Source organism: Xanthomonas sp. PPL134 (assembly GCF_040595915.1).
In the GTDB taxonomy this organism is placed as follows: domain Bacteria; phylum Pseudomonadota; class Gammaproteobacteria; order Xanthomonadales; family Xanthomonadaceae; genus Xanthomonas_A; species Xanthomonas_A indica.
This window is the reverse complement of the sequence record NZ_JAMDLL010000001.1, coordinates 460856-474110: the sequence shown is the minus strand read 5'-3', so window position 1 is coordinate 474110 and position 13255 is coordinate 460856. Positions and strand designations below refer to the sequence as shown.

At 70.7% G+C, this 13255-nt stretch carries 14 protein-coding genes; 10 read left to right on the top strand and 4 right to left on the bottom strand.

The features are described 5' to 3' along the window. The first annotated feature begins 153 nt into the window (after positions 1 to 153). On the top strand, positions 154 to 1242 hold the full coding sequence (locus tag M3U25_RS02105; RefSeq protein WP_355495347.1) for an alkene reductase: 1089 nt from the start codon (positions 154 to 156) through the stop codon (positions 1240 to 1242). Between the two features lie 120 nt (positions 1243 to 1362). Here the strand turns inward: M3U25_RS02105 and M3U25_RS02100 are convergent, their stop codons facing one another. Then, positions 1363 to 2241: a LysR family transcriptional regulator gene (locus M3U25_RS02100; RefSeq protein ID WP_242156603.1), complete on the bottom strand. Its 879-nt coding sequence runs from the start codon at positions 2239 to 2241 to the stop codon at positions 1363 to 1365. 110 nt (positions 2242 to 2351) lie between these two features. Here M3U25_RS02100 and M3U25_RS02095 point away from each other — a divergent pair, with 110 nt between their 5' ends. Next, positions 2352 to 3563 (top strand): serine hydrolase domain-containing protein, encoded by a 1212-nt coding sequence (locus M3U25_RS02095; protein WP_242156602.1) that lies wholly within the window; start codon positions 2352 to 2354, stop codon positions 3561 to 3563. Positions 3564 to 3633: 70 nt separating this feature from the next. On the opposite strand, the gene M3U25_RS02090 is transcribed toward M3U25_RS02095, so the two are convergent. Together M3U25_RS02090 and M3U25_RS02085 are read right to left on the bottom strand one after the other, a co-directional pair. Beyond that, the gene (locus M3U25_RS02090) at positions 3634 to 6159 is read right to left on the bottom strand and encodes a S9 family peptidase (RefSeq protein WP_355588472.1); all 2526 of its coding nucleotides are present in this window, start codon (positions 6157 to 6159) and stop codon (positions 3634 to 3636) included. Between the two features lie 370 nt (positions 6160 to 6529). Next, positions 6530 to 6871, bottom strand: a complete 342-nt coding sequence (locus M3U25_RS02085) for a zinc ribbon domain-containing protein YjdM (protein ID WP_160948022.1) — start codon at positions 6869 to 6871, stop codon at positions 6530 to 6532. 90 nt (positions 6872 to 6961) lie between these two features. Here M3U25_RS02085 and M3U25_RS02080 point away from each other — a divergent pair, with 90 nt between their 5' ends. The 8 genes from M3U25_RS02080 (at position 6962) to M3U25_RS02045 (ending at position 12951) form a co-directional block, all read left to right on the top strand. Further along, positions 6962 to 7918 carry a cation diffusion facilitator family transporter gene (locus M3U25_RS02080; RefSeq protein ID WP_355495356.1) on the top strand — a complete coding sequence of 319 codons (957 nt, stop codon included), beginning with the start codon at positions 6962 to 6964 and terminating at the stop codon, positions 7916 to 7918. Positions 7919 to 8046: 128 nt separating this feature from the next. Continuing rightward, positions 8047 to 8517: a peptidylprolyl isomerase gene (locus M3U25_RS02075; protein WP_242156598.1), complete on the top strand. Its 471-nt coding sequence runs from the start codon at positions 8047 to 8049 to the stop codon at positions 8515 to 8517. 121 nt (positions 8518 to 8638) lie between these two features. After that, complete coding sequence (locus M3U25_RS02070; RefSeq protein ID WP_355495359.1) at positions 8639 to 9997, top strand: Hsp70 family protein; 1359 nt, start codon at positions 8639 to 8641, stop codon at positions 9995 to 9997. A 319-nt stretch (positions 9998 to 10316) separates the two neighbouring features. Then, positions 10317 to 10643 carry a YkgJ family cysteine cluster protein gene (locus tag M3U25_RS02065; RefSeq protein ID WP_355495362.1) on the top strand — a complete coding sequence of 109 codons (327 nt, stop codon included), beginning with the start codon at positions 10317 to 10319 and terminating at the stop codon, positions 10641 to 10643. A 16-nt stretch (positions 10644 to 10659) separates the two neighbouring features. Next, positions 10660 to 10860, top strand: a complete 201-nt coding sequence (locus tag M3U25_RS02060; RefSeq protein WP_355495365.1) for a hypothetical protein — start codon at positions 10660 to 10662, stop codon at positions 10858 to 10860. 258 nt (positions 10861 to 11118) lie between these two features. Next, a complete protein-coding gene (locus M3U25_RS02055) occupies positions 11119 to 11913 on the top strand; it encodes an EAL domain-containing protein (RefSeq protein WP_355495368.1) in 795 nt (264 codons plus the stop codon). Positions 11914 to 12000: 87 nt separating this feature from the next. After that, positions 12001 to 12579, top strand: coding sequence for a mechanosensitive ion channel domain-containing protein (locus M3U25_RS02050; protein ID WP_355495370.1), 579 nt, complete (start codon positions 12001 to 12003; stop codon positions 12577 to 12579). Between the two features lie 105 nt (positions 12580 to 12684). Further along, complete coding sequence (locus tag M3U25_RS02045; protein ID WP_242156594.1) at positions 12685 to 12951, top strand: DUF2789 domain-containing protein; 267 nt, start codon at positions 12685 to 12687, stop codon at positions 12949 to 12951. A gap of 3 nt (positions 12952 to 12954) precedes the next feature. On the opposite strand, the gene M3U25_RS02040 is transcribed toward M3U25_RS02045, so the two are convergent. Beyond that, positions 12955 to 13221 (bottom strand): DksA/TraR family C4-type zinc finger protein, encoded by a 267-nt coding sequence (locus M3U25_RS02040; RefSeq protein ID WP_010342319.1) that lies wholly within the window; start codon positions 13219 to 13221, stop codon positions 12955 to 12957. Between the last annotated feature and the right edge of the window lie 34 nt (positions 13222 to 13255).

The window sequence follows — 13255 nt, the reverse complement described above, 5'->3', positions numbered from 1 at the left end:
GATGTCCTCGCGAAGATGCCGCGGCAGCAACGCACTGTCCCATCGCGCCGCGGCGAAACCCTCGCCATCTGTCCCCATGTCCTGCACGCACGCCGCCTTGCAGCACTCCGCCGTAAGGTCGCCCGTCCCACCCCACCACCGAGAGACGCACCGATGACCGATACCGCTTCCCCGCTGTTCACGCCGCTGCGCCTGGGCGCGATCGCACTGGCCAACCGCATCGTGATGGCACCGTTGACCCGCAACCGCGCCGAAGGCGAAGGCCGCATCCCCTCGCCGCTGGCCGCCGAGTACTACGGCCAGCGCGCCAGCGCCGGCCTGCTCATCGCCGAGGCGACCCAGATCAGCCCGATGGGCCAGGGCTACAAGGACACCCCGGGGATCTACAGCGATGCGCAGGTCGCGGCCTGGAAGCAGGTCACCGACGAAGTGCATCGCCGTGGCGGCAAGATCGTGCTGCAGCTGTGGCACGTCGGCCGCATCTCGCACGTCAGCCTGCTGCCGGGCGGCGCCGCACCGGTGGCGCCCAGCGCGCTGCGCGCCGACGCCAAGACCTTCACCGCCGAGGGCTTCACCGATGTCTCCGCGCCGCGCGCGCTGCGCCTGGACGAAATCCCCGGGCTGATCGAGGACTTCCGCCGCGCCGCCCGCAACGCCATCGCCGCCGGCTTCGACGGCGTGGAAGTGCATGCCGCCAACGGCTACCTGATCGACCAGTTCCTGCGCGACGGCAGCAACCACCGCGACGACGCCTACGGCGGCAGCATCGAGAACCGCACCCGCTTGCTGTTCGAAGTGGTGCAGGCGGTGGCACAGGAGATCGGCGCCGACCGCACCGGCGTGCGCCTGTCGCCGGTGACCCCGGCCAACGACGCGCACGACAGCGATCCGCAGCCGCTGTTCGAGCGCGCGGTGGAACGCCTGGATCCGCTGGGCCTGGCCTTCGTGCACGTGATCGAAGGCGCCACCGGCGGCCCGCGCGACAACATCGCCTTCGACTATGCCGCGCTGCGCGCCAAGTTCCATGGCCCGTGGCTGGTCAACAACGGCTACGACAAGGCGCTGGCCGAAGCGACCGTGGCCTCCGGCCGCGCCGATGCGGTGGCGTTCGGCCGCCCGTTCATCGCCAACCCGGACCTGGTGGAACGGCTGCGCCGCGATGCGCCCTTGAACCAGGTGGACGCCGACACGCTGTACGGCGGCGGCGCCAAGGGCTACACCGACTATCCGACGCTGGATTGAACCCCGCTGCGTGGCGGCGGCACGCACGTGCCGCCGCCCGCATCAGCGGAGGCGATGACCCGATCAGCGTGCAGCATTGGCCACGCCGCTGCACGAGGCCCTTGTTCGGTTCCAGCGCGCCTAGAACACCAACCGCTCGCCGAGGAAATCGACGAACACGCGCAGCTTGGGCAGCATGTGCCGGCGCGACGGCCACAACAGATGGAAGGTGCCGGTGGAATCGACATAATCGTCGAGCAGCGTGCGCAGCGTGCCGGCCGCCAGTTCGGCGCGCACCGAGTGCTCCGGCAGGAAGGCGATCCCGCAGCCGCGCAAGGCCAAGCTCAGCCGCGTCTCGATGTTGTTGCAGACCATCGACACCGGCAACGCCAGGCCAGCCGCCGCCGCACCCAGCGGCCAGGCTTCCAGGCGCCCGCTGCTGCGGAAGCGGTAGTGCAGGCATTGATGCGTCAGCAGGTCCGCCGGCCGCAACGGCGTGCCGCAGCGCTGCAGGTAATCCGGCGCGGCCACCAGGCAGCGGCGGAAACTGCCCAGGCGGCGCGAGGCCAGCCGCGAATCGTCCGGCTCGGCCACGCGCAACACCGCATCGAACCCCTCCTCGATCACGTCCACCAGGCGGTCGTCGAAATCCAGGTCCAGTTGCACCTGTGGATAGGCGCGCATGAAGTCGCCCAGCACCGGCAGCAGCACGTTGTTGTTCATCGGCAGACTGATCCGCAGCCGCCCCTTCGGCGTTGCCGCCAGGCTGCCCAACTCGCCGCGCGCGGCTTCGACCTCGGCCAGGATGCGCCGGCAGCGCGGCAGGAACAGTTGGCCTTCGGCGGTCAGGGTCAGGCTGCGGGTGCTGCGATGGAACAGGCGCACCCCCAGCGACTGCTCCAGCCGCGCCACGCTCTTGGCCATCGCCGAGGCGGACAGGCCCAGCACCCGCCCGGCCTCGGCGAAGCCGCCGTTCTCCACCACCTGCACGAAGCCACGCAGGCTTCCCAGACTGTCCATCGCAGCACCCATTGCGGACATTCATGTCCTTGTAGCCAGGAACTCTACCCGTCTTTTTCGGCAATCGGCTGGCAGCCACGCTGTCACTTCCTCCGCCAAGCGCCGCCGCCATGCCTGCGTCCTCTGCCACCGCCTCCGCGTTTCCGCCCCCGGCGCTGCCGCCCCTGTCGCCACAGCAGGCCGCGCCGTTGGATGCCGCGATCGACGCCGCCCTGCAGCAGCAGCGGCTGGTCGGCGCGGTGGTGCTGGTCGCCCATCGCGGCGCCTGCATCTACCGCCGCGCCGCCGGCTGGGCCGACCGCGAGGCGAAGCGACCGATGCAGGAGGAGACCCGCTTCCGCCTGGCTTCGGTCAGCAAACTGATCGTCGCCACCGCGGCGTTGGCGCTGGTGGCGCAGGGCCGGCTGAGCCTGGATGCGCCGATCGCACGCTGGCTGCCGTGGTTCCGTCCCGCCCTCGCCGACGGCCGGGTGCCGGACATCAGCCTGCGCCAACTGCTCAGCCACAGCGCCGGATTGGGCTACCGCTTCCTCGAACCCGACGGCGGCCCGCTTGCGCGCGCTGGCGTCTCCGATGGCATGGACGCCAGCGGCCTGAGCCTGGAGGAAAACCTGCGCCGCCTCGCCCAGGTACCGCTGCAGTACGCGCCGGGCAGCGGCTGGGGCTATTCGCTGTCGATCGACGTCGCCGGTGCGGTGCTGCAGGCGGCTAGCGGCCAGCCGCTGGCGCAGTTGGTGCATGATCTGGTCACCGCCCCGCTGGGGATGCAGGCCACGGCCTTCCATGCCGAGGACGCCTCCAGCCTGGCGGTGCCTTACGTCAACGGCCAGCCTGCGCCGCACCGTCTGGGCGAAGGCGACGTGGTCGCGCCGCTGCCCGACGTCGCCGGCATCGTCTTCCATCCCTCGCGCGCGCTGGACCGCACCGCGTTCGCGTCGGCCGGCGCCGGCATGGTCGGCACTGCCGGCGACGTGCTGCGGCTGCTGGAGACCCTGCGGGGCGGTGGCGCGCCGCTGCTGCCGGCTGCACTGGTCGCGGAGATGGGCCGCGCCCAGGCCGGCGAACGCGGTCCGCCGGACGCACCGGGCTGGGGCTACGGCCTGGGCGTTGCGGTCCTGCGCGACCCGGCGCCGACCGCGACCCCGGAAACGCCCGGCACCTGGCGCTGGGGCGGCGCCTATGGCCACAGCTGGTTCCTCGATCCGGCGCGGCAGCTGAGCGTGGTGGCGCTGACCAACACGCTCTACGAGGGCATGTCAGGCGTGTTCGTCACCGAGCTGCGCGATGCGGTGTATGCCGCGGTACGCACCGAGTCCGCATGAGCGATGCGCTACGGCGCCGCGCGTCGCGCATCGGCACTGCGGCGACACCGTGCAGGCGCCGCCGCGGTACTCAGGGTGCGCTGGCGGCCGCCGCTTGCACCGGCGCGGCCGCCGGCGCGGACAGAGACGTCTGCAGGAAGCCCGCCACGCCGCTCCACAACGCGACGCGATGCTCGACGTCGGCGAAACCGTGGCCCTCGCCCTCGAAGCTCAATCCCACCGGCGGATTGCCGGCCATGTCCAGCATGCGCAACATGCGCCGGGTGTGCTCGTAGTCCACCCGGCGGTCCTCCAGGCCGTGCGCCAGCATCACCGGCACCTTGATCGCGTCGTAGTGGTACAGCGGCGAGGTGTCGATCATCTGCGCCAACTCCGCCTTGGGGTCGCCCAGGTACTTTTCCAGGTTCGCGCGTCCCTCGGCGCTGCGCGCGCTGTCGCTGGCGGTGTAGAACAGGATGCGATCGGCCACGCCGGCGATGGAAACGGCGCAGCGGAAGCGTTGCGGCCAGCGGATCGCCATCACCAGTGCCGAATAGCCGCCATAGCTGGCGCCGAGCACGCACATGCGCTGCGGATCCAGCGGATAGCGCGCCTGCGCCTGCACGATCGCCGCATCGATATCGTCCTCGATCAAGGTACCGAAGCTGCCGCGCCCGGCCTCGCGAAACGCGCGGCCGTAGCCGTCCGAGCCACGGAAGTTGACGCGCAGCACCGCATAACCCATCGAGGCGAGGAACTGCGTCTCCGCATCGAAGCCCAGCGCATCGGCAACGCCGATCGGTCCGCCGTGCGGAAACACCACCAGCGGCTTGGGTCCGGCGCCAGGCGGCAGGGTCACGAAGGCTTCCAGCGGCAGCCCGTCGCGGCTCTTGAATCGGAACACCTCGCTGGGCGCGAAGGCCATGCCATGCAGCCACGGCATGGCCTCGCCGATCGTGCGCGCCACGCGCTTGTTCAGGTCGAGATGGTAGAGCTGCGGCGGCTGGTCGGCGGCGTCGGCCCAGAGCACCATCTGTTTGCCGTCCGCATTGCGCGCCGCGATCTGTACGTTGCGCCCCGGCAAGGCCGCGCTGAGCGCGCGGCCCAGGCGCTCGTCGGCATTCTCGAAGTAGTGGCTGACCAGGCGGCCACTCTCGTAGTACGTGACGCCGATCGGGGTGCGCTGCGGGCCCTGGATCATGTCGACCACGTCGATCCCGCTGCGGCTGAACAGCGTTCGCACGATCTTGCGCGTGGCCACGTCGTAGGCGACCAGCTCCCGCTGCGCGCGTCCGTCGTCGGTCACCGCATAGATCTGGTCCGCCGCAAAGGACAGGCCCACCGGCTGGAAATCGCGCAGGTGGTCGAGCGTCATCACGTCGCGATAGGTCGTTCCTTCGCCATCGCGGTAGCGCAGCACGTAGCCGTCGTCGCGGCGCACGATGGCCAGGCGCAGCCGCCCTTCCCCATCGGTCAGCCAGCCGACGTCGCGCTCCAGGCCGACGTTCACTCGGTCGCGCAGGCGCGGCCGCCAGCGGTCGATCGCCGTCTGGCTGGACACGTCCAGGACCTGCACGGCGTTGTCGCCGTTGCTCAAGGTGGTGGCGTACAGCACCTGGTTGGGGCGTTGCGGCAGGGCATCGACCAGGAACCCGCCGTCGGGCAAGGTGAGCGGGCTCCATTTGCGCTTGCCGTCGGCCGCCACATCGGCGCGGATGCCGCGGACCACGTCGCGCCCGTTCTTCACCGGCACGGTGAACAGCAACGCGTCATTGCCGGCCCACAGCATCTGCTTGATCGGATCGACGCTGGTGGCGAGCAGGCGCTGCTGATCGCTGGACAGGTCCAGCAGTTCGATGCGCCATTCGTCCTTGCGCTCGTGCACCTGCAACGCCAGCAGATCGCCGCGCGGATTCAGGCTGAGGTCGGCGATGCGGTTGCCGCGGAACAGCGTGGCCGGCGCGATCGGCAGCGCGGCGCGCGGCGCAGGCGGCGTGCGCAGTGCGACCTGCGCGGCGGGGCGTGCGTCGGGGTGCTGCGCGAGCGCCTTGCGATAGAACTCCGGGAACGGATCCGGGTAGTGTCCGGCGTAACGCAGGGCGTAGCGTGCCCACAGCGCCGGATGGGTCTGTTGCAGCCAGTCCATCGCCGCCAATGCGCGATTGACCATGCCCATGTCGCCACTGAAGAACGAGGCCGGCCGGAACAGCAGATCGCCCGGGTAGGTGATCTGCCCCGGCTCGAGCCGGAAGCGGAACTCGTCGCTGTCGCGCAGGCTGTAGCCGAACTGCGGGGTCAACAGCACCCTGCGCCAGGCGTAGTCGCCGGCCGGCGCGATGTAGAGCCGGTAGCTGATGCCCGGCTTGAGCCCGGACATGGTGCCGCCACCGAAGACCTTGCCGTCCTTGTTCAGCTCCACGCCGCTCAATGCGACGTCGGTGTCCACCGCCACCACCACCAGGCCTTCGCCCGACGCCAGTTCCGGCGTCTGCCCCGGCTTGACCTCCTGCATGCGCGCCCAGGCCGGCAGCGCCAGCAGGCACAACCCCCATGCCAGGACCAGCGTGCGCGCCAGACGGCCGGCAGCCGTCGCCCCTGTGTACGTTCGCATGTGCATCCCCTGTTCCGTGTCTGCGCCGGTCTGGCCGGCGGCGCCCCCCGGCGCCGTTGCGCATGATAGCCGGCGCACCGTGCGGGCTGGGCGCCGGCGCGCAACACGCGAGAACGGCCAGGCCGCGGGGGGGCGCCTGTCCCTTCCCGGGCAGGAGGCACGCGGTGCGCAGTTGGCGCGCCCGGACGGGCGGCCTCCATCGGCTGACGGACGCAGCGCGCGGGAGCGGCCTCAGCCACCGCGACGGGCGGTCGCGACGAAGCCTGTCGCGGCTGAAGCCGCTCCTACGGGCAATCTGCGTCCGCGCAACTGCCGCGAACCTCGCCCAGCGCGCGGCCGCAACGTGCTACGTCGCGTCCGGCCGGGCGCGCCAGGCTCAGGCCTTGCGCAGGAAGCAGGTCTTCAGCACCAGGCCCTTGATCTTGTCCGAGTTGCCTTCGATGTGTTCGGCATCGTCCTCGACCAGGCGGATGCCGCGGATCACCGTGCCCTGCTTGAGCGGGATCGACGATCCCTTGACCTTCAGGTCCTTGATCACGACCACCGTGTCGCCGGCCTGCAGCACGTTGCCGTTGCTGTCGCGCACCACCGTCGCCGCGTCGTTGGCGGCCTCGGCCGCGACCGGCCACTCGTGGCCGCAGTCCGCGCACACCCAGTTGGCGCCGTCGACGTAGGTGTTTTCCAGGGTGCATTGCGGGCAGGCGGGTGCGGCGGGCATGGGAGTCCTTGATACGGCGACGACGGCGAGCCGCCTATTGTAGCTGCCCGCCCCGTGCCGCCGCGCGGCCGCCCCAGCCGCAGGAATGTCATGTCCGCTTCGTCCGGGTCCCGTCTCGCGATCTACGCCGCGCTCGCCGGCAATCTGGCCATCGCCATCGCCAAGTTCGTCGCCGCGGCGATCTCCGGCAGTTCGGCGATGCTCAGCGAAGGCGTGCATTCGCTGGTGGACACGGTCAACGAGCTGTTGCTGCTGTACGGCCTGCGCCGCGCCGCGCGCCCGGCCGACGCCACCCATCCGCTCGGCCATGGGCGCGAGCTGTACTTCTGGAGCTTCATCGTCGCCCTGCTGGTGTTCGCGCTTGGCGCCGGGGTGTCGCTGTACGAGGGCATCGCCCACATCCGCCATCCGCAGCCGGCCAGCGACCACACCCTCAACTACATCGTGCTGGGGCTGTCGCTGTTGTTCGAGGGCGGCTCGTGGTGGATCTCGCTGCGCGAGTTCCGCGCGCGCAAGGGCCGCCTGAGCTATGTGCAGGCGTTCCGCGAGAGCAAGGATCCGAGCCTGTTCACCGTGCTGGTGGAGGACAGCGCGGCGCTGGTCGGCCTGCTGATCGCGCTGGCCGGGCTGCTCGCCGCGCAGTGGCTGGACATGCCGGAGCTGGACGGCGTCGCGTCCGTCGGCATCGCCGCGGTATTGGCCTGCTCGGCGTTCGTGCTGGCGCGCGAGACCAAGGGGCTGCTGATCGGCGAGCCGGCGGCGCGCCCGCTCGGCGACGCATTGCGGCGCATCGCCGCCGCCGATCCGGACGTGCGCGCGGTCAACGGCGTGCTCAGCGTGCAGATGGGACCGGACCAGGTGGTGGCCGCGCTCAGCGCCGAGTTCGAGGACCAGCGCAGCACCGCGCAGATCGAAGCCTGCATCGAGCGCATCGAGGCGGCCGCGCGCGCCGAGCACCCGGAACTGCAGGCGCTGTTCGTCAAGCCGCAGACCCCGGAGACCTGGCTGGCCCGGCGCACCGCGCTGCGCCGCCCGCCGCCGGCCTGAATGCGCAGCGCGCGCCGCGGCGACTTGCGGCGATGCGCGGCTTTTCGTTAGGGTAGCCGGGTAGCACCCCTCTCATCGCGCTGTGACTGTGCCGGCGTATCCCCCTTACTCACTGAACGAGGTTTCCCATGGAGATCGCCAACGGGCTTGTCGCCACCATCCACTACACCCTCACCGACGATGCCGGTGAAGTGATCGACCAGTCCTCGCCGGACAATCCGCTGAGCTACCTGCACGGCGCCGGCAACATCGTGCCGGGCCTGGAAAAGGCACTGACCGGCAAGCGCACCGGTGAATCGGTCAAGGCCGACGTGATCCCGGCCGAAGGCTACGGCCCGCGCCACGAGCAACTGGTGCAGCAGGTGCCGCGCCGTTCGTTCCCGGACGCCGAATCGCTGGCGCCGGGCATGCAGTTCCAGGCGCAGACCGACCAGGGCCCGCTGCTGGTCACGGTCACCGAGGTCGGCGAGGAGCTGGTGACCATCGACGGCAACCACCCGCTGGCCGGGCAGGTGCTGCATTTCGCGGTGGAAGTGGCCGGTGTGCGCGAGGCCACCGAGCAGGAAAAGAACCAGGGCCACGCCGGCGCCGCGCTGTAAGCGACCCGGTTTCCGGTTTTCAACGAGGCCCGCCGATGCGGGCCTCGTGCGTCCCGGGCCGCGCTTGCGTCGCGCCGCGGCTTGCCCCACAGTGCGCGGCCCTCCCGCCCCCGGCACCGTCATGCGCCTCGGTATCGACTTCGGCACCAGCAATTCCGCCGCCGCCGCGGCGATCGACGGCCGCGTGGTGCCGATCGATTTCGGCACGCAGCAGCAGTTCCGCACCACGGTGTACTTCCCCGAGGTGATGCGCGACCCGGCCGAGTTCGACCTGACCCCGGCACTGGAACGGCAGGTGGACGAGCTGATCGAGTCCGGTCGCCGCGATGCGCTCGCCGCCGGACGCGACCGCAGCCCCGAGGCGCTGCGCCGCGATGCGATCCGGGTGGTCCGCCGGCAGTGGATGGAAACGCAGATGCGCGAGCCGCGCAGTTCCGCGGCGCTGCTGCAGAACGCGGTGTACGGCGACGACGCGCTGGACGCGTATTTCGTCGAAGGCGAAGGCAGCCTGGTGCAGAGTCCCAAATCGATGCTGGGCTACAACCTGCATCCGCGCGCACGCCAGACCATCACCGGCATCGCCGCGCACATCCTCGAACACATCCGCCTGACCGCCTCGCGGCAACTGGGCGTGCAGGTGCGCCGCACCCTGCTCGGCCGCCCGGTGCAGTTCCGCAGTTCGATCGGCGAGGCCGGCAACGCGCAGGCGCTGGAGATCCTGCACAGCGCGGCGATCACCGCCGGCTTCGACGACGTCGCCTTCCTGGAGGAACCGGCCGCTGCGGCGATGCACTACCACGCGGTCAGCCGCGAGCGCCACGCCGCGGTGGTGGTGGACATCGGCGGCGGCACCACCGACATCGCCTACGCCAGCGTCGGCGGCGACGCCGCGCCGCAGGTGCACCGCGCCTGGGGCATCCCGCGCGGCGGCACCGACATCGACCTGGCGCTGAGCCTGGCCGGGTTCATGCCGCAGTTCGGCCGCGGCCTCACCCGCGTGCCCTCGCACCACTACGTGGAAGCGGCGATGGTGCAGGACACCACCCGCCAGCGCGATTTCCGCCAGCACCGCTACGATGCCGTACCGGCACCCTACGACACGCGCCTGCAGGCCTTGCAGGAACCCGGCAACACTGCGCGCCTGTACCGCGCGGTGGAGCGCAGCAAGATCCGCCTCAGCGACGCCGAGCGGCACGAGGAAACGCTGGACTACATCGAAGCCGGGCTGCAGGTGCAGGTGCAGGCCGAGGAACTGGTGCAGGCCGCGCGCAGCTACCTGGAGGCGCTGCAGGAGCTGCTGGCACAGGTGCGCCAGGACATCGGCGGCGATCCGGCCGCGGTGTTCCTGACCGGCGGCATGTCGCGCGCCGGCTACCTGCAGCGCCTGGTCGCCGCGGCCTTCCCGCAGGCGCGCCTGGTCCACGGCGATCCCTCGTTCGGCGTGGTGCAGGGCCTGGCGCTGGCGGCCGCGCAGGACTAACGCCGCGCGGGCGAGCCGTCCGCGCGGCGTCCGATCTCACTCGCGTCCTCCGCATCCCCGCGGCCGACACCGTTCACACTGCGCCGCAACAACTGGCGTAGCATGGCGGCACGCTGAAGTCTCACGTCGCTACGCGCGTCTCGTCCGGCCGTTTCTGTCGCCCGACTCGCCCCCTTCTCGCGCCAATCTCCGTCCCGCTGTGGGCCGGACTCATCGGAAGCGCCATGTCCCCCGCCCTTGCCACGCGCCAGACCGAGCGCCTGGCCTCGCCGCTCCAGCCTCCGTGCCGACCGACAGGTCCGGCGCACGGCGGCCACGCATGAGCGAAGCCGCGCTGGACGCGACCGACGCCGACATCGCCTGCGACCGCTGCGACGCGATCTGCTGCCGCCTGACCGTGCTGGTGATGCCGGACGACCAGGTCCCCGTGCATCTCACCGAGTACACCCGCGAGGGCCTGCACGTGATGGCACGCGACGAGGACGGCTGGTGCGTGGCGGTGGACGGCGCGCGCATGTGCTGCTCGATCTATGCGCAGCGCCCGGCGATCTGCCGGAAGTTCGCGATGGCCGGCCCGTACTGCCGCGAGATCCGCCGCACCCACCACGAGCAACTGACCCGTGGCATTCCCCTGACGATGTACTGACTGCAGGAGTTCCAGCATGGCACGACCCACCGGCAACACCGCTTCGCCCAGCGCCAGGAACGCACGTGGCGCCAGCGCCGGCGACAAGGCGCAAAAGGGCCTCAGCCGCGAGCGCATCGAGTCCGACCTGGCCGCCTTCCATCAGGCCGGTGGCCGCGTCGAGGTGCTCGGCACCACCCGCGTGCTGAAGAAGGTCGACGTCGCCGACGCCGGCTAGGGCGTGTCGCCCACCCCCGAGCATGCCGCGCCGCGATTGCGTTTGCCTGCGGCAGCACACCGCGAGGACGTGGCCGGTCCACGCTGAGCGACGACGCGGCGCCAGGCACGTCACCACGGCGCCTCGGATCGGGGCGACGTCCGTACCGACAGGGCGCCCAACGCGGCCCCCTCGGGAAACCCGCCCCGGCCTGAAGGCACGGCGCCGTCTTCACGCCGGAAGCGCATACTGCGGTCTCGTCCAAGGTCTCGCTTCGGCATGCTCCTGCGCTCTCTGTCCGCCGAACTCGGCCAGCCCGCCTGCGGCAACTGTCGCGATGGCGAGCCGCTGGATTTCGCCGTGCGCATGGCATTCCAGCCGATCGTCGATGCCGCCAGCCGCTCGATCTACGCCTACGAGGCGCTGGTGCGCGGCGAGGACGGCAGCGGTGCGGCGGCGGTCTTGGCGCGGGTGCGCCCCGAGCAGATGTACCGCTTCGACCAGACCTGCCGGGTGCAGGCCATCGCCACCGCCGCGCAGTTGGGTTTGCGCACGCGCCTGTCGATCAACTTCATCCCCAATGCGGTGTACGAGCCGGCGACCTGCATCCGCCTGACCCTGAAGGCGGCCGAGCATTTCGGCGTGCCCACTGGCGACCTGATCTTCGAAATGAGCGAATCCGAACGCGTCGCCGACCTGCCCAAGGTCGTGCGCATCCTGCGCGACTATGCGCAGCGCGGCTTCCTCACCGCGATCGACGACTTCGGCGCCGGCCACTCCGGCCTGAACCTGCTCGCCGATTTCCAGCCGCACCTGATCAAGCTGGACATGGCGCTGATCCGGGGCATCGACGGCAGCGCCGCGCGCCGCCACATCGTCGGCGGCATCGTCGCGATGGCCGCGCCGCTGGGCTGCCGCATCCTCGCCGAGGGCGTGGAAACGCCCGCCGAGTACCGCGCACTGCGTGCGCTGGGCATCGACCTCTACCAGGGCTATCTGTTCGCCAGGCCGGCGCTGGAGGCGCTGCCCGAGGTCACCGAGGCGCAGTGGGACGCGCTGGAGCGCGCCGACTAAACGGGCGCCGCAAGCGCACGCAGCACGACTTGCCCGCAACGGCCTCGCTTGCGACCATCGCAGTCCCCCTGCGTTGTCCGATGTGCGATGCCCCCGCTCCATACCCTGTTGCCGCCGTGGACGCACCGCTGGCTCGATGTGATCGTGCCCGGCGCGCAGATCGTGCTGATCGTGCTTGCGGCGTGGTTGCTGCGCACCCTGCTGCGGCGGCTGATCCGGCGCCTGGGCGAGCATCACGCGCTGCCGCCGGAACTGGTGCTGATGGCGCGCCGCGGCAGCGGCTTCGTGATCTACGCCGCGGCGCTATTGCTGATCCTGGACCGCTTCGGCGTCTCCGGCGCCGTGCTGTGGACTGCCTTCACCGGATTCGCCGCGGTCGCGGCGGTGGCGTTCTTCGCCGCCTGGAGCGTGCTGTCCAACATCTTCTGCACGCTGCTGATCTTCACCACGCGCCCGTTCCGCCTGCACGACCACATCGAGCTGCTGGAGAACGGCGAGAAGCCAGGCCTGAAGGGCCAAGTGATCGACATCAACCTGATCTACACCACGCTGCGCGAGGAACGCGACGGCGACGGCGAGAGCGTGCTGCAGATCCCCAACAGCCTGTTCTTCCAGCGCAGCACGCGCCGTTGGCGCGGCCATCCGGTGCCGCCAGGACTCGGCTGAAAGCGCCGCGACACCAGCGATGCTGACGCCATCCACATGGCGCAGCCGGTATGGTCGCTGCCAGCCGCCTTGCGCGGCGATCTCCCCTTCCCGACCAGGTACAGCATGGAACCCGTCATTCCCCCGTTCGCCGACCTCTTCGCCCAACTTGGCCTGCCCAACAGCGAGGGCGAGATTCGCCAGTTCATCGCCCAGCACGCGCCGCTGCCCGATGACATGCGCCTGGAAGAAGCACCGTTCTGGACGCCGGCGCAGGCGCAGCTGTTGCGCGAGGAACGCCTGGAAGACGCCGACTGGGCGATCGTGGTCGATCAGCTCAACATCGCCCTGCACGCACGGCCCTCGACGCCAGGCGCCGACCACGCCGGCTGAGCGTCAACGCAACTGGCTGTCCTTGCTGCCGCGGCGGTTGTAGCCGCTGTGCTCGTGCTGCGCGCGGTCCTGCGCGTCCTGGCAAGCCACGCACAGGCGCACGCCCGGCACCGCCTTGCGTCGCGCCTCGGGAATCGGCGCATCGCAGTCCTCGCAGTGGCTCAGTCCCGGGCCCTGCGGCAGTTGGCTGCGCGCCCGCTTGATCGCATCCTCGACGGTCGCATCGATCTGGTCCTGCACCGCGCCGTCGCCTGCCCACCCAGTGGCCATGGTCGTCTCCGCACTGTTGCCCTGTCTGGATGAT